The following is a 14,370-nucleotide window of genomic DNA, read 5'->3' on the forward strand; positions in this document are numbered from 1 at the left end:
TATCACCAGAGCATAAAGCGGAGACGGCGTGGCGTCTGTCACCCGTCGCCCTTGCGGTAGCCGTGAACGTGCGTCACACTAAGAGCATGGAGCTGGCTTACGATATCCGCGGGGAAGGCCCCACCCTGGTGCTGGTGCACGGCGTGATCCATCGGCGCCACGCGTGGGACCCGGTGGTCGACCTGCTCGCCCGGCACCGCAGGGTGGTCACCGTCGACCTGCCCGGGCACGGTGACTCCCCGGAGATGCCCGAGGGCCCGAACCCGCTGCAGATCGGGGCCGACCTCGCCGTCGAGTTCTTCCGCGAGATCGCGCCCGAGGAGAAGGTGCACGTGGCCGGCAACTCGCTGGGCGGCTGGATCGCGCTCGAGGCGGCCGCGCGCGGCGAGGTCGCATCGGCCACCGGCCTGTCCCCTGCAGGCTTCTTCGCCGGCGCGCTCGACCAGGCGCGCGCGGTCAACACGTTCCGCACCCTGCGTTGGGCCACGCGACGGATGGGCGGGACGCGCGATGCGTTCGTCAGCAACCGCGTGGGGAAGTCGGTGGGTATGGGCGTGTTCATGTCGCACCCGTGGCGTGTGCCCGCGGAGACGGCCCGTATTGATGCGGAAAGCCTGCTCAGCAACAAGGTGATCGACCGCGGGCTCAGCGCGGACTTCGCGTTCAGCCGCCCCGTCGACACGTCCGTGCCGGTCACCGTGGCGTGGGGGAGGCGCGACCTCGTCCTGCCCTGCTACGAAGCCAAACGCGTGCATCAGGCGTTTCCGCAGGCCGAGGTGACGATCATCCCTGGCGTCGGTCACGTGCCGATGTGGGACAATCCGCAGCTGGTGGCGTCGATCCTGCTCGCCGGCAGCGCGGGGCCGACGGTGCCGCGCTGCGCACCGGGTGCGCAGGCCCGTCCGGCGAGCTGACGCCGCGAGTCGAACCGACGGGCAGAGTCGAACCGACGGGCAGAGTCGAACCGACGGGCAGAGTCGAACCGACGGGCAGAGTCGAACCGACGGGCAGAGTCGAACCGACGGGCAGAGTCAGGCCCGCGAGTCCCGCCAGGCCAGCGCCTGCCGGAGTTCGCCGAAGTCGTAGTCGGGGCCGCCGGATGCGACGGTGAACAGCGTGGCACCCTGCGCCACCAGCTGGTCTGCCCGCTGCTCGGGGGTGTGGCCGTCGTCCGAGGCGGTGGGCCAGGGCACCGAGCGTTCGATCTCCGCCGGGTCCCGGCCCACGCCGGCGCAGTGCCGATCCAGGGCGTCGAGCTTCTCCGGGTAGCCGTCCGGGTCGGCGAACGAGTGCCAGATGTCCGCGTGACGGGCCACGTGCCGGAGCGTCTTGCGCACTCCTCCCCCGCCGACGAGCACCGGGATCCTGCGTGTGGGCGGCGGGTCCAGGCGGGGCAGCCGCGCCGCGATGCGGTCGAGGTTCTCCCCCAGCAGGTCGATGCGCGAGCCCTTGGTGCCGAACTCGTAGCCGTACTGCTCGTAGTCCTTGGCGAACCAGCCCGCGCCGACGCCGAGGATGAGCCGCCCGCCGCTGATGTGGTCGACGGTGCGGGCCATGTCCGCCAGCAGGTCCGGGTTGCGGTATCCGCCGCCCGTGACCAGCGCACCGATCTCGATGCGCTCGGTCTGCTCGGCCCACGCGCCCAGCATCGTCCAGCACTCGAAGTGCGCGCCGTCGATGCGGCCCTGCGCATCCGGGTAGAGCGGAAAGAAGTGGTCCCAGTTGAAGGCGATGTCCACACCGGCGTCCTCGGCGCGCAGCACGGCGTCGCGGATCATTCCGTAGCGGGGGGCGTGCTGCGGCTGGAGCTGCACGCCGACGCGGATGGGGCGGTCCGTCATGGGCTGACCTCCGAAGGTGTCGGGTGTGCGTTCACCACGACTGTATGCACAAACCGCCGCGATCGCGCCGGGTCCGGCGGGTTGCGCATACGCTCGGCGGGGGTGACAGGCGGACGGCGGGTGCGCGCACCGTCACCGCCGTACGGCCACCACCAGGTGCCCCACCTCCTGCACCGCGAAGTGCGCCGGGTCGAACGCGGACGGGGAGAAAACCGCCGGCTCGCTCACGTCGCCCGGTTCGCGGGGCAGGCGTGAGACCGACAAGCTGTACACCCAGCCCTGCGGGGTGCGGCTGAGCACGAACACGTCGGGCGCACGTACCGGCGACGCGTCGAGCGCAGCGGCCAGCCCGTCGCCGGCCTTCGCCCAGTCGCGGATGAGCCCGTTGCGGTCGGCGAAGCCGGCCTTGGGGTTCGCATAGGCGGACGTCACCGTCTGGAAGCCCCGGTACGGGTAGAACGCCAGCAGGGAGTGGTCGTCTGTGAGCGCAACCAGGTCGCTCGCCTTCCGCCCTCCGCTGAGCGCGGAAATGGCGTCGTGGATCTCCTCTGCGGACGGGCCGCCCGCGGTGCGCTGCAGCTCGGTGCCTTCGGCGATCACGCCGTCCGGCCCCGGGGTGTTGAGTGCGGCCCGGTTCCAGGCGGGTTCGACGGTGCGCGTCTGGTAGGAAACGTGCAGCATGGACGCTACCGCGAAGGCGCCGACGAGGGCGGTGACGACGCGGGCCCGCTCGGCCGCCTGCGCACGCCGGGACGGATCGCGCACCCGCCGCCGGGCGAGCGCGGCCGCGTCGCGGATGCCGAGCACCCCGGCGCAGGAGAGAGCCAGTATCAGTAGCGGCTCCAGACGGAACGCGAGCAGCGTGGTGGACACGAGCGGCGCCAGGAACGACAGCGCGTACCAGAGCAGTGCGGTGCCGACCGCGAGGGTCAGCCCCGTCGCGACCACGTCGCGTCGCGCGCGCACCACCAGCCAGCCCAGGCCGACGGCGCACAGCGCCCCCAGGGGCGTCGCGTAGAAGACCGGGGTGGGGATGCGGGCGCCGATCTCCGGCAGGAACTTCGCCGCCGTGCTGTCCGGTTCGAGGGGGCTCGACGCGAGGAGGTACGGGACCCACACCACCGCGACGAACGGGAGCGCCGAGGCCACCGCGATCGCGGCGCCGCGCAGGAACCGGCGCAGGTGGGTGCGGGCGCGCGCCTGCAGGGCCACCGTCGCGACCACGGCTGCGAGGAACACGGCGGCCACGCCCGCGATCAGCGCGTGCGTGATCGCCGCGAGCCCCACGTAGACGCCGATCCCCGCGCACGCCCCGGCGTCGAGACGTCCGTCACGGAGCAGCCTGCGCGCCGTGCGCAGCGCCAGGACGGCCAGGGGCGGGGCCAGGGCGACGAGGATCCACGAATACGGGGAATAGGCCGCCGTGTGCAGTCCCACGAGCGCCGTGACCATCGCCAGGATCAGCGCCGTCGACGGCCGCACGACCCGGGCCCACAGGACGTGGGCCAGCGCCGCCGCCACCGCCAGGGTGACGATCGACCAGATCTTGTAGAACTCCCAGGCGTGGATCCCGGTGGCATCGGCCAGCCGTCCGCCCACCCAGAACCAGGCCGGCGAATAGTAGGGCGGCAGGTCGGGGTAGACGGCGTCCGCGAGGGCAGGCGAGTCGGTCATGCGGGTGAGGAATGCGGTGCGGAACTGCTGGTCGCCGCCGAGCCCGTTGAGGTAGAACTTCGTGCCGGTGAGCAGCCACGACTGGATCGCGGTGCTCAGCAGCGCCGGCAGCACCCACCCGGCCGCGACGATGAGGCGTCCCGAGCCGCGGTGCGGGCGGCGGCGGCAGCGGTGCCGGCTGCAGAGGAGCACCGTGCCCGCGAGGCAGGCGGTGACCGCGAGGGTGACGAGCGATGCGACGACCGTCGGCACCTCCGACGGCATCGGGAAACGCAGGCGCCGGTAGGCGGCCTGGTAGCCGATGCTCACCGCCGCGGCCACGATCGCGGCGCCGACGATCTGCGCGACGACGGACCGGCCGAGGCCGGTCCCCGGGTATACCGGCGCGCGGGGAGTGTGGGTCGAAGGCACGGTGACGAGCGTAGCCAGAGTGTCGACGGCTCCGGTCCGGGGGAACCGCGCGGCGGCATCCCGCGGACCCTCCCGGTAGGTCATGAGCAGGACGGATCCGCCCCGAACGCATCCGGCGGTGCGCTCAGGTGAGCACCGCCTGCGACTGGGTGACCTGGGCGACCGGACGCCCGTCATCGTCCACCAGCTCGACGACGACGGCGATCGTCCTGCGCCCCACGTGCAGCGGGCGCGCCGTCGCGGTGACGGTGCCGCCGGCAACGCCGCGCAGGAACACAGTGTTCGACGAGGTGGTGGACGTTCCGGCGCCCTCACGCAGGTTGAGGAAGGCCGCGACGGCCCCGGCGCTGTCGGCGAGCGCCATGATGGTGCCGCCGTGCAGGATTCCGCCGGCCGTGCACAGCTCCGGGGCGTGCCGCACCCTGGCCACGACCCGCTCCGGCGACGCCTCCATCAGCTCCAGGCGCAGGTGCTTGGCGAGCGGCATGAGCCCGCGCCACTGCTCGTCGGTCAGCGTGTCCGCCATGGCGTCCTCCTCGGTGATGGTGCCCCGCCGACGTCCGGCGGCCGAGTCCGATTCTGCCGCGCGGAGATCACCGCAGCGATTACCTCGGAGGTCATGGCGGGCGGACGCGCCGCGGCATACCGTCGGCACCATGACGCAGACCGCCCGGCACGGCACGGATACGGTGGGCGCCCTGCTGCACCGCTGGCGGCTGCGCAGAGGCCTCACGCAGATGGACCTGGCGCTACGGGCCGAGGTGTCCACCCGGCACGTCAGCTTCGTCGAAACCGGCCGGTCGAGTCCCACGGCGCCGATGATCGTCACGCTGTGCGAGGCACTCGAAGTGCCGCTGCGCGAACGCAACACGCTGCTGTTGGCGGGCGGGTTCGCCCCCGCCTACCGGGAGCACGGGCTCGCCGACCCGCCGATGGCGGCGGTGTGCGACGCCATCGCCCACATCCTCAAGTTCCACGAGCCGTATCCGGCTCTCGTGGTGGACCGCGGATGGGATCTCGTCGACGCCAACGGCGCGCTGACCCCGCTGCTGGCCGGCGTCGCCGACCCGTCGCTGCTGGAGCCGCCGGTCAACGTGCTGCGGCTGAGCCTGCACCCGGACGGCCTCGCCCCGCGCATCGAGAACCTGGCCCAGTGGCGGGCGCACCTGCTGCGCCGACTGGGCCAGGAGATCGAGGCCTCCGCCGACACGGGGCTGGAACGGCTGCGTGCCGAACTGCGCGGATACCCGTGCCCGGGCGGTGCCGGCACGGCCGCGGGCAACGGCGGAGCGGATGCCGGCGGAGCGGAGGACGGGATCATCGTGCCGCTGCGCCTGCGCACCGACGTGGGCGTGCTGTCGCTGCTCAGCGTCACCACGGTGTTCGGCACCCCGCTCGACGTGACGGTGTCCGAGCTCGCCATCGAATCGTTCTATCCGGCGGACGCGGAGACGGCCCGGGTGTTCACGGGTTGAGCGGGTGGCTGGTCCGGTGCTGCTAGCGTTCTGGCGCAACCCTCTACCCGGATCGTCCGGCACGTTCCTGCCGGTGAAGGGAACCGCCCTCATGGCCTCAGTGACCTATGCGCGCGCGTCGTGCATCTTCCCGGGCTCGGAGCGCCCGGCCGTCGACGCACTCGACCTCGAGATCATCGACGGCGAGCTGCTGGTGCTCGTCGGGCCGTCCGGCTGCGGCAAGTCCACCTCGCTGCGCATGCTGGCGGGGCTCGAGCACGTGAGCGCCGGCGGCATCAGCATCGGCGACCGCGACGTCACCGGTCTGCAGCCCAAGGACCGCGACGTCGCGATGGTGTTCCAGAACTACGCGCTGTACCCGCACATGTCGGTGGCCGAGAACATGGGCTTCGGGCTCAAGCTGGCGAAGACCCCGAAGGCCGAGATCACCCGGCGCGTGGCCGAGACCGCCGAGCTGCTGGGGCTCACCGAGTTCCTGGGCCGCAAACCCAAGGCGCTCTCGGGCGGGCAACGGCAGCGTGTGGCGATGGGCCGGGCGATCGTGCGCCAGCCGCAGGTCTTCCTCATGGACGAGCCGCTGTCCAACCTCGACGCCAAGCTGCGCGTGCAGACCCGTGCGCAGATCGCCGACCTGCAGCGCCGCCTCGCCACCACGATGGTCTACGTGACCCACGACCAGGTGGAGGCCATGACGATGGGCGACCGGGTGGCGGTGCTGCGCGACGGCGTCCTGCAACAGTGCGCCCCGCCCCGACAGCTCTACAACAGGCCTGTCAACGAGTTCGTGGCCGGCTTCATCGGCTCGCCGGCGATGAACCTGTTGCGCCTCCCCGTCGTCGACGGAGGCCTGCGGCTGGGCGACGCAGTGGTGCCGGTGGAACGCGGGGTGGCGGACCGCTCCGGTGGCGAGCTGGTGCTGGGCATCCGGCCGGAGCATTTCGTCACCGTCGGAACCGAGGGCGCGGGGGACCGCGTCACGGTGGAACTGAGCGTGGACGTGGTGGAGGAGTTGGGCGCCGACGCCTACATGTACGGGCACCTCGACGTGGCCGGCGCGATCGCGAGGCAGGGCGCGGTCGCGGAGGTCCCGGGGACGGGCGCGGTGCCGGGGACCGGCGCGGCCGGATCGGCGCACCAGATGGTGGCCCGGGCGGACTGGCGCACCCCGCCGCGGCGCGGGGACCGGGTGGCCCTGGCCTTCGACCCCGCCGAGGCCCACCTGTTCTCGACGTCGGACGGGACGCGGGTCGGTTGACGCGCGCGATACGTTTCGTGAACGACTGTGAACGTCTGCGGACGACTGCGGGCCGGTTTCGCCACGGCCGGTAAGTCATGTCACAGTAATCGGCGACAGGCGCGCGCAGACGTGACATGCTAGCGCCGACGGAATTCGGTAAGGGGAAAGGCGAACCATGCGTTCTTACATTCCACGGGCGGTCGTGGCGGTGACGGCGGCGGCCACGATCGCACTCGCCGGCTGCTCGAGCAGCGACGACGGGGGCGGGTCGTCCGCGGCCGGGGAGGGATCCGACGGCGGCAGCGGCAGCATCAGCTTCGCGATGGGATCGAATGATGCCGACAAGGTCAAGCCGCTGATCGAGAAGTGGAACCAGACGCACCCGGATCAGCAGGTGGAGTTCAAGGAGCTGCCGGCGGACGCGGACGGCCAGCACGACAAGCTCGTCCAGTCGCTCCAGGCGGGCAACGACGACTACGACGTCATGGCCCTGGACGTCACGTGGACCGCGGAGTTCGCCGCCAACGGCTGGATCGCGCCGCTGGAGGGCGACCTCGCGCTGGATACCTCGCAGCTCCTGCCCGCCACCGTGGAGAGCGCCACCTACAACGGCAAGCTCTACGCGGGCCCGCAGAACACCAACGCCCAGCTGCTCTACTACCGGACCGACCTCGTCGAGCAGGCCCCGGCCACGTGGGATGATCTCACCGCAAGCTGCGACAAGGCCAAAACCGCCGGCGTGGACTGCATGGTCACTCAGCTCAAGAACTACGAAGGGCTGACGGTCAACGCGACCCAGTTCATCAACTCCTGGGGCGGGTCGGTCGTGGGGCCGGACGGCAAGACTCCCACCGTCGACTCCCCCGAGGCCAAGGCGGGCCTGACGGCGCTGGTCGACGGCTACAACAGCGACGTCATCGCGAAGCGCTCCAACGGGTTCGACGAGGAAGCCACCAACAACGCCTTCGTGAACGGCGAAGCGATGTACGCCTACAACTGGCCGTACATGTACGACAACGCGGACTCCGACGGCAGCGGCGACAAGCCGAAGTCCGCTGTGCAGGGCAAGTTCGCGGTGGCCCCGATCGTCGGGGAGAACGGCCCGGGCGCGTCTACGCTGGGCGGCTACAACCTGGCCATCAACGTCAATTCCAAGGCCAAGAACACCGCGCTGGACTTCATCCGCTTCATGGAGAGCCCCGACAGCCAGATGTCGTTCGCTGAGAACGCCTTCCCCCCGGTGCTCGCGTCCATCTACGACGACCCGACCCTGGCGGAGAAGTACCCGTACATGCCGGTGCTGAAGACGGCGCTGGAGAACGCCAAGCCGCGCCCCGTGACCCCGTTCTACTCGGCGGTCAGCAAGGGCATCCGGGACAACGTCTACGCGGCGCTGACCGCGGGCAAGTCCATCGATCAGGCCGTCACCGACATCTCGACGGTGATCAAGAACGCCGGCCAGTAACCAGCCTGGATCGCCCCGCGCGGGGCGATCGGCGAGAACGGGGACGACGAAGAAGATGGCTGGATCTGCCGAGGCAGACGACGCCCGGGCCGCGGCCGGAGTCATTGACTCCGGCCGCGGCGCCCGTGCGGACATTGATCGGTCTTCCGGAGGCGATGCTCCCGGCGGCGGCGGCCCCGGCGGCGTGTTCGGGCGGCTGCGGGCGCGTGTCGCACGGTTCGACAGGCGCCTGATCTGGTTCGTCGGCCCCACGGTGCTGGTGCTGGCGGCGATCATCGGATATCCGGTGGTGCGCGCCGCCTACATGTCCTTCCAGCAGGACAAGGGCCTCGACCCGGATACCGGCATGTTCGTCCAGGGCGGCTTCGCCGGGCTGTCCAACTACAAGATGTGGCTGCTGGGCGACTGCGGCAGCGGCGCGTGGTCTTGCGTCCCCGGCACGCTGGGCCACGATTTCTGGCCGGCCGTCGGGATCACCTTCTTCTTCGCCGTCATCACCGTCTCGGTGGAGACGGTGTTGGGCATCTGGATGGCGACGGTCATGGGCCGCTCGTTCCTGGGCCGCTCGCTGCTGCGCGCGGCGGTGCTCATCCCATGGGCGATCCCCACCGCGGTCACCGCCAAGCTGTGGGCGTTCATCTTCGCGCCCGACGGCATCGCCAACAAGATCATCGGCCACCCGATCGCGTGGACCACCGATCCGTGGGCATCGCGGTTTGCGGTCATCATCGCCGACGTGTGGAAGACGACGCCATTCATGGCGCTGCTCATCCTGGCAGGGCTGCAGATGATCCCCAACGAGCTCTACGAGGCGGCGCGCGTGGACGGCGCCTCCGCGTGGCAGCGGTTCACGCGGATCACGCTGCCGCTGGTCAAGCCCGCCCTGATGGTGGCGGTGCTCTTCCGAACCATGGACGCGCTGCGCATGTACGACCTGCCCGCGATCCTCACCGGCGACTCGGGCGCCTCCCCCACCACCACGATGTCGATCCTCGTCACCGCCGACATGCGGCAAGGCAACTTCAACAGCGCCTCCGCGTTGTCGACGCTCGTCTTCATCATCATCTTCATCGTCGCATTCATCCTGGTGAAGTTCCTGGGGGCCAACGCCGTCAGAACGCAGGACGAGCAACGCAAGGGAGGCGCACTGTGACGGCAGGACGGCACCGCGCGCCCGACGAGGACACCGGCCCGGACCGAGCGCAGGGACCCGAAGACGGTCCGGCGGGCGTGGCGGGCGGCGGCGTGCGCGTCGCCGAGCGCCCGCGGGAATCCTCACCCGGCCCGACGACGCACCGCCGTCCCTGGTGGCCGACCGTGCGCACCTATCTGGGCGTGGCGGTGATCCTCGTGTGGGGGCTCGCGCCGTTCTACTGGATGGTGGTCGTCGCCTTCCGCGAGCGGTCGCACACCTACGACACGACGCCGTGGCCAACCCACCTGACTCTGCAGAACTTCGGCGATGCGCTCGACACCTCCAGCGGCAACAACTTCCTGGGCGCTATCGTCAACAGCCTCATCATCGGTGGCGTCACCACCGTCGTCGCGCTGCTCATCGGCATCTTCACCGCATACGCGCTCGCCCGCATGGAGTTCCGCGGAAAGTTCCTTCTCACCGGCGTCATCCTGGGTGCCGCGATGTTCCCGCCGGTGGCGCTGGTGACGCCGCTGTTCCAGCTGTTCGGCGACATCGGCTGGATCGGGCAGTATCAGGCGCTGATCATCCCGAACATCTCGTTCGTTCTGCCGCTGACCATCTACACGCTCACCTCGTTCCTGTCGGACCTGCCGTGGGAGCTCGAGGAGGCGGCGCGCGTGGACGGGGCCACCCGGCTGCAGGCCTTCCGCATGGTGCTGCTGCCGCTGGCCGCGCCCGCCTTGTTCACTACGGCGATCCTGGCGTTCATCTTCACCTGGAACGAGTACATGCTGGCCAGCCAGCTCTCGAACGAATCGACGCGGCCGGTGACGGTGGCCATCGCACTTTTCCACGGGCCGAACTCGTTCACCATCCCCTACGCGGCGATCATGGCGGCGGGCACCCTGGTGACTATCCCGCTGGTGATCATGGTGCTCCTCTTCCAGCGGCGGATCGTCTCCGGACTAACCGCGGGCGGGGTGAAGTCGTGACGGACGGCGCGGGGAGGCCGGCGACGCGCGAGGAACCGCGGTGACAGGCGCGGATCGCCGGCCCACCGAGGTGGAGCGGGCACGTCGGCGGCGCGGCCAGCGGCTCGAGGCGGTGCTGGGCTTCCTCGGCTTCTTTCTGGTGGTCACCGTCGTCGCGGCGGTTCGGGCGATCGTCATCGGCGGGCCGAGCATGCTCGCATCCCTGATCCTGCTGGTGCTGCTGGCGTTGACGGGGTGGGCGCTCCGCGAGCGACTGCGGTCCTGACGGCCGGTGCCCGCCCCGCGCCGGTCACCCCGGCGCCCGCCCCGCGCCACTCACCGTCCGTGCACGCGCACCGTCACCGGATCGGACCCGTCGGCGCGGACGGTGAGGTAGCGGCCCCCGGGCGCCGAGGTGACGGACCCGCCGTCCACCTCGGCCACGTAGCCGTCCGGGTAATGCAGGGCGGAGACGTAGATCAGCGTCTCGCCGGCGGGCCCCGGCTCCTGAGCGCGTGCGCCGGGCTCGTAGGTGTAGCTGAATGCGCCGGATTCGATGTCGAAGTCCATGGTCACCGGCGTGCCCGCCGTCGCCTGCGGATAGGTGCGCACCAGGTGCCGGCCGATGGAGGGCTGCCCCGGAGCGTGGGCCGCGGCGAACGGGTCCGGCTCGGTGTAGTCGGCCCCGCGCGTGGAGCTGTAGTGCCAGTAGAACCATCCGGCGAAGCGCTCGTCGGCGTTGCGCAAGGTGTTCCCCAGCACGGCGGGGTCGCCGTCGCCGAACTCGGTGACCACGGTGGGCAGCCCCGTGCGCGCGGTGAAGGCGTCGATGTTCGCCCACGTGTGATCCTGCTGCGCGGGGCACAGGCTCGCCAGTTCCGTGGATTGCCCCAGGTAGATCGACGTCTGGCTGGGGACGCAGTAGTCGTGCGGGGCGAAGACGATGCCGGTGTCGGTGATCGGCCGCTCGGTCCCCAACTTGGACGGCATCAGCTGGTTCCAGGTGACGTTGGGCTCCCAGTAAACGGGGATGTCCGGGTTCCGCGCCCGCACGGCGGCAGTCAGAGATTCAAGTGCCGCCTGGTAGCGGCCGTCGAATCCGGGGCAGCCCACGGGGAAGCAGGTGGGCGCGCTTGTGCCGGGCCACGGCTCGTTGAGCAGTTCGATGCCCATGGCGCCGTCGTGCCCGCGCACCGCCCCGGCGAGCGCGCCCAGCGCGTCACCGAGCCGGTCGAGCACCTCGTGGTCGTTGTTCCACACTTCGTCCCAGCCGACGTTCATGCTCGGCATCAAGTAGTACAAGGGGAAGCCCGGGTTCGGCTCGCCGGGCGGCGGCCGTGCTTCGATGGACCACGGGGGGAACCCGTTGCCGCCCCACACCGGGGACAGGCCGTCCTGGTGGTTGTCGAGCAGGGTGCGGATCCCGTGCGCCGCGAGCATGTCGACCATGCCGACGACGCGGCCGATGTACGCGTGGTCGATGCGGCCGCGCTCCGGCATGAGCCCGGCGAAAGAGACCCCCAGGCGCACGGCGTTGAAACCGTATCCGGCGAGGAGCTCGGCATCGCGGGGCGTGATCGTGAATCCGTCGCCGGACACCACCAGCTCCCGCGCTTGCCCGCCCGAGCCGCCCTTGTCGACGTTGTTCACGCCGTGCATGAGGATGGTGCGCCCGTATTCGTCGACGATGCGGGTCCCGTCGGTGTGCAGCGGCCCGGTGCGGAGGCCCACCGACGTTCCTGCAGGTGCCGCGGAAGCCGCGGTGGCGAGGGCCGTGCCCAGTCCGATGGTGACGGCGCACGCCAGCGCGGCCAGCCGGCGCAGGGCGTACTGCACCGGTGCTGCGCCGCGGCGCCCTGCACGGGCCGTCGACGAACGATGGACGCCCATACTGCCCCCTGGTGTGCGCGCTACTGCCCCGGTGCCGATCGCCCGCCGGGGCGCCTCGTGCACATGGACATTAGTCCAGAATGGCGCGCATCACAGTGCTTTCCGCCGAGGCTGTGAGTAGTCACAATCAGCGCGGCCGCAGGACGCCCACCGTGCGCTTCTCGATCCAGCCGAGTCGCAGAGTGCGCCCGGCGATCAGCCACGCATCGTCTGCTCGTCTGTAGGAGTCCTCGTATGTCAGGTGCCAGGCGTGGTCCACCAGCCGCTCGTCGGGGCCGGAGACATGGTGGGCGATGCACGCGACGCGCCCCCACGCCTGCCCGGGGGGTCCTGCGGTGAACACAGTGCCCACCATCGCGTGCTGCGTCGCGCGCAGGCCGTCGAGGCGGGCGAAGTTCCGGACGATCGCCTCGCGCCCGCCGACCACGTCGACCGGCGCCGTCTCCTTCGGCGGCCGCGGCTGGCGCAGGACCGCGTCGGCGGTGAACAGTGCGCCGAGCGCGGTGAAGTCACCGTCGTCGACCAGCGCCGCGTACCGGTGGACCAGGTCGCCCAGCGCGATCCTGTCCGCCAGAGTGATGTGGTCGGCCGGGGACGGCTCCGTCATCGCGCAGCTCCCGTCGCCGGGTTCGCGGTCGTGGGCGTCGTCGGCGCTGCGAGGCCCAGCCGTTCGGCGCAGGCGGACAGCTCGTCACACTGCTGCTGCAGGTCGGTGGCACCGCTGCCGGCGAGGACGATGCGCGAAGCGCCGGCCACCCTGAGCTTCGCGGTCCGTGCCGGATCGATCTTCGTCACCGCGTGCCCCAGGGTGAGCTCGACGGCATCCGGATCGCGGCCCGCGTCCTCGGCGGCCCGGCGCATCTCCGCCAGAGCCTGCTGCAGTGCGTCGCCGTGTAGGCCGAGCGGCTGGAATCCGTCGCCGCGCCGCCCCGCACGGCGCGCCGCGGGCTTCGAGTGGCCGCCGATGTGGATGGGGATACCGCCCGGCCGCACCGGCTTGGGGTAGGACATCGCACCGCTGAAACGGAAGAACTCGCCGTCGTGCACAGCGCCTTCGGCGGCGGTGTCCGCCCACAGCGCCCGGAGCACGTCGATGGATTCGTCGGCGCGGCGCCCGCGCGTGCCGAAGTCCGTGCCGCACGCCTCGATCTCCTCGCGCATCCAGCCCACTCCCGCGCACACGCGCAGGCGGCCGCCGGAGAGCCGGTCGATGGTGGCCAGCCGCTTGGCCAGCGGCACGGGGTGGTGGTTCGGCAGGATGAGCACCCCGGTGGCCAGGCCCAGGGTCTCCGTGCATCCGGCCAGGTAGGCGAGCAGGTCGAGGGGGTCCGGAATGGGGCAATCATCGGCCAATTCCATACGGCCCGAGGCGGCGTAGGGGTACTCGCTCGAGTACCGCGACACGACGACGGCGTGCTCGACGGCGACGATCGACTCGAAGCCGCAGGCCTCGGCGTGCCGGGCATAGGTGGCGATCCAATCGGGGTCGGCGGCGCGCCCGGTTTCGGTGGGCACCATCACGGCATAACGCATGATCTGCACGCTAACGCCGGGCGGCGCGTCGTGTGCACCGCGTCTCCCGGGTGCCGGAACGCTTCCGCGCTGCCCCCGCGCCGGACTACCGAGCGGCGAGGATCTTCAGCGCGAAGACGATCGAATCGCCGGCCTGGATCGCCCCGTCGGGCGTGCCCTGCGGGTAACCGTCGGCGGGCGGGATCGCCACCGCCACGGACGAGCCGACCGTCTGGCCCACGAGGGCCTGCCGGAACCCGGGCACTACGCCGGAGGCGGGGAACGCGGCGGGCTTGCCGCGCTGGTAGGCGCTGTCGAACACGGACCCGTCGCGCCCGTCGACGCCCACATAGCAGACCAGCACGGTGGACTGGGCGGTCACCTGCGGTCCGTCGCCCTTCTCGAGGGTCTCGACCTGCGTCCGGTCGACGGTGAACGGCGTGTCGACAGTGATGCCGGGGGCCGTGGAATCGGTCTGGCCCGTCACCGAGATCGCGCCGGTGGCGCCGTCGAGCTGCCACTGGACCGGGGCGTCGGCCGGCGCGGGATCGGATGGGCAGGTGGGGGCGCTCGACTCCTGCGCGCCGGCCTGCGTGGTCGCGGTCGCGGCCGGCGCGGTCGTGGTGTCGGCGGCGGTGTCGGTGGACGAGGAGCAGCCGGCGAGGAGCAGCGCGCACGCGGCGGCGGGGACGAGGATGAACGCCTTCGGGGTCTTCACGACCGCCCACTGTAGTGATCGCGGCACAGCATCCGCCC

Annotated in this window: 14 protein-coding genes; 7 read left to right on the forward strand and 7 right to left on the reverse strand. The window is 71.1% G+C overall.

What is annotated here, in order from left to right; translation table 11 throughout:
• The first annotated feature begins 86 nt into the window (after positions 1 to 86).
• On the forward strand, positions 87 to 914 hold the full coding sequence (locus JJ683_RS03680; RefSeq protein WP_200171343.1) for an alpha/beta fold hydrolase: 828 nt from the start codon (positions 87 to 89) through the stop codon (positions 912 to 914).
• Between the two features lie 117 nt (positions 915 to 1,031).
• Here the strand turns inward: JJ683_RS03680 and JJ683_RS03685 are convergent, their stop codons facing one another.
• From JJ683_RS03685 to JJ683_RS03695, 3 genes are all read right to left on the reverse strand, one after another.
• Entirely contained in the window at positions 1,032 to 1,841 is an 810-nt protein-coding gene (locus JJ683_RS03685; protein WP_200171345.1) for an LLM class F420-dependent oxidoreductase, read from the reverse strand.
• 132 nt (positions 1,842 to 1,973) lie between these two features.
• Complete coding sequence (locus JJ683_RS03690; protein ID WP_200171347.1) at positions 1,974 to 3,926, reverse strand: arabinofuranosyltransferase; 1,953 nt, start codon at positions 3,924 to 3,926, stop codon at positions 1,974 to 1,976.
• Positions 3,927 to 4,050: 124 nt separating this feature from the next.
• Positions 4,051 to 4,452 carry a PaaI family thioesterase gene (locus JJ683_RS03695; RefSeq protein ID WP_242474374.1) on the reverse strand — a complete coding sequence of 134 codons (402 nt, stop codon included), beginning with the start codon at positions 4,450 to 4,452 and terminating at the stop codon, positions 4,051 to 4,053.
• Positions 4,453 to 4,582: 130 nt separating this feature from the next.
• Here JJ683_RS03695 and JJ683_RS03700 point away from each other — a divergent pair, with 130 nt between their 5' ends.
• The 6 genes from JJ683_RS03700 (at position 4,583) to JJ683_RS03725 (ending at position 10,498) form a co-directional block, all read left to right on the forward strand.
• Positions 4,583 to 5,401, forward strand: a complete 819-nt coding sequence (locus JJ683_RS03700) for a helix-turn-helix domain-containing protein (protein ID WP_200171350.1) — start codon at positions 4,583 to 4,585, stop codon at positions 5,399 to 5,401.
• A gap of 91 nt (positions 5,402 to 5,492) precedes the next feature.
• Positions 5,493 to 6,656 carry an ABC transporter ATP-binding protein gene (locus tag JJ683_RS03705; RefSeq protein WP_200171408.1) on the forward strand — a complete coding sequence of 388 codons (1,164 nt, stop codon included), beginning with the start codon at positions 5,493 to 5,495 and terminating at the stop codon, positions 6,654 to 6,656.
• A 157-nt stretch (positions 6,657 to 6,813) separates the two neighbouring features.
• Positions 6,814 to 8,103 (forward strand): ABC transporter substrate-binding protein, encoded by a 1,290-nt coding sequence (locus tag JJ683_RS03710; protein WP_200171351.1) that lies wholly within the window; start codon positions 6,814 to 6,816, stop codon positions 8,101 to 8,103.
• Positions 8,104 to 8,158: 55 nt separating this feature from the next.
• Positions 8,159 to 9,256 carry a carbohydrate ABC transporter permease gene (locus tag JJ683_RS03715; protein ID WP_200171352.1) on the forward strand — a complete coding sequence of 366 codons (1,098 nt, stop codon included), beginning with the start codon at positions 8,159 to 8,161 and terminating at the stop codon, positions 9,254 to 9,256.
• A gap of 164 nt (positions 9,257 to 9,420) precedes the next feature.
• Positions 9,421 to 10,233 (forward strand): carbohydrate ABC transporter permease, encoded by an 813-nt coding sequence (locus JJ683_RS03720; protein WP_307810672.1) that lies wholly within the window; start codon positions 9,421 to 9,423, stop codon positions 10,231 to 10,233.
• Between the two features lie 40 nt (positions 10,234 to 10,273).
• Entirely contained in the window at positions 10,274 to 10,498 is a 225-nt protein-coding gene (locus JJ683_RS03725; RefSeq protein WP_207279923.1) for a hypothetical protein, read from the forward strand.
• 50 nt (positions 10,499 to 10,548) lie between these two features.
• On the opposite strand, the gene JJ683_RS03730 is transcribed toward JJ683_RS03725, so the two are convergent.
• The 4 genes from JJ683_RS03730 to JJ683_RS03745 all read right to left on the reverse strand — a co-directional run bounded on the left by JJ683_RS03730 (position 10,549) and on the right by JJ683_RS03745 (position 14,332).
• A complete protein-coding gene (locus JJ683_RS03730; protein WP_200171353.1) occupies positions 10,549 to 12,102 on the reverse strand; it encodes an endoglycoceramidase I in 1,554 nt (517 codons plus the stop codon).
• A gap of 127 nt (positions 12,103 to 12,229) precedes the next feature.
• Complete coding sequence (locus JJ683_RS03735) at positions 12,230 to 12,709, reverse strand: nuclear transport factor 2 family protein (RefSeq protein WP_207279907.1); 480 nt, start codon at positions 12,707 to 12,709, stop codon at positions 12,230 to 12,232.
• Positions 12,706 to 13,635, reverse strand: a complete 930-nt coding sequence (locus tag JJ683_RS03740; protein ID WP_200171354.1) for an LLM class F420-dependent oxidoreductase — start codon at positions 13,633 to 13,635, stop codon at positions 12,706 to 12,708. Before JJ683_RS03740 ends, JJ683_RS03735 begins: the two co-directional genes overlap by 4 nt.
• Before the next feature lie 85 nt (positions 13,636 to 13,720).
• On the reverse strand, positions 13,721 to 14,332 hold the full coding sequence (locus tag JJ683_RS03745; RefSeq protein WP_200171355.1) for an FKBP-type peptidyl-prolyl cis-trans isomerase: 612 nt from the start codon (positions 14,330 to 14,332) through the stop codon (positions 13,721 to 13,723).
• Positions 14,333 to 14,370: the final 38 nt, after the last annotated feature.

Origin of the sequence: Tomitella cavernea, from assembly GCF_016599145.1 — a bacterium.
Taxonomy (GTDB): domain Bacteria; phylum Actinomycetota; class Actinomycetes; order Mycobacteriales; family Mycobacteriaceae; genus Tomitella; species Tomitella cavernae.

Excerpts from the sequence above, each read along its gene's own strand:
- JJ683_RS03695 (WP_242474374.1), bottom strand. The coding sequence starts at position 4,452 with ATGGCGGACACGCTGACCGACGAGCAGTGGCGCGGGCTCATGCCGCTC.
- JJ683_RS03685 (WP_200171345.1), bottom strand. The coding sequence starts at position 1,841 with ATGACGGACCGCCCCATCCGCGTCGGCGTGCAGCTCCAGCCGCAGCAC.
- JJ683_RS03735 (WP_207279907.1), bottom strand. The coding sequence starts at position 12,709 with ATGACGGAGCCGTCCCCGGCCGACCACATCACTCTGGCGGACAGGATC.
- JJ683_RS03740 (WP_200171354.1), bottom strand. The coding sequence starts at position 13,635 with ATGCGTTATGCCGTGATGGTGCCCACCGAAACCGGGCGCGCCGCCGAC.
- JJ683_RS03730 (WP_200171353.1), bottom strand. The coding sequence starts at position 12,102 with ATGGGCGTCCATCGTTCGTCGACGGCCCGTGCAGGGCGCCGCGGCGCA.
- JJ683_RS03680 (WP_200171343.1), top strand. The coding sequence starts at position 87 with ATGGAGCTGGCTTACGATATCCGCGGGGAAGGCCCCACCCTGGTGCTG.
- JJ683_RS03700 (WP_200171350.1), top strand. The coding sequence starts at position 4,583 with ATGACGCAGACCGCCCGGCACGGCACGGATACGGTGGGCGCCCTGCTG.
- JJ683_RS03705 (WP_200171408.1), top strand. The coding sequence starts at position 5,493 with ATGGCCTCAGTGACCTATGCGCGCGCGTCGTGCATCTTCCCGGGCTCG.
- JJ683_RS03715 (WP_200171352.1), top strand. The coding sequence starts at position 8,159 with ATGGCTGGATCTGCCGAGGCAGACGACGCCCGGGCCGCGGCCGGAGTC.
- JJ683_RS03710 (WP_200171351.1), top strand. The coding sequence starts at position 6,814 with ATGCGTTCTTACATTCCACGGGCGGTCGTGGCGGTGACGGCGGCGGCC.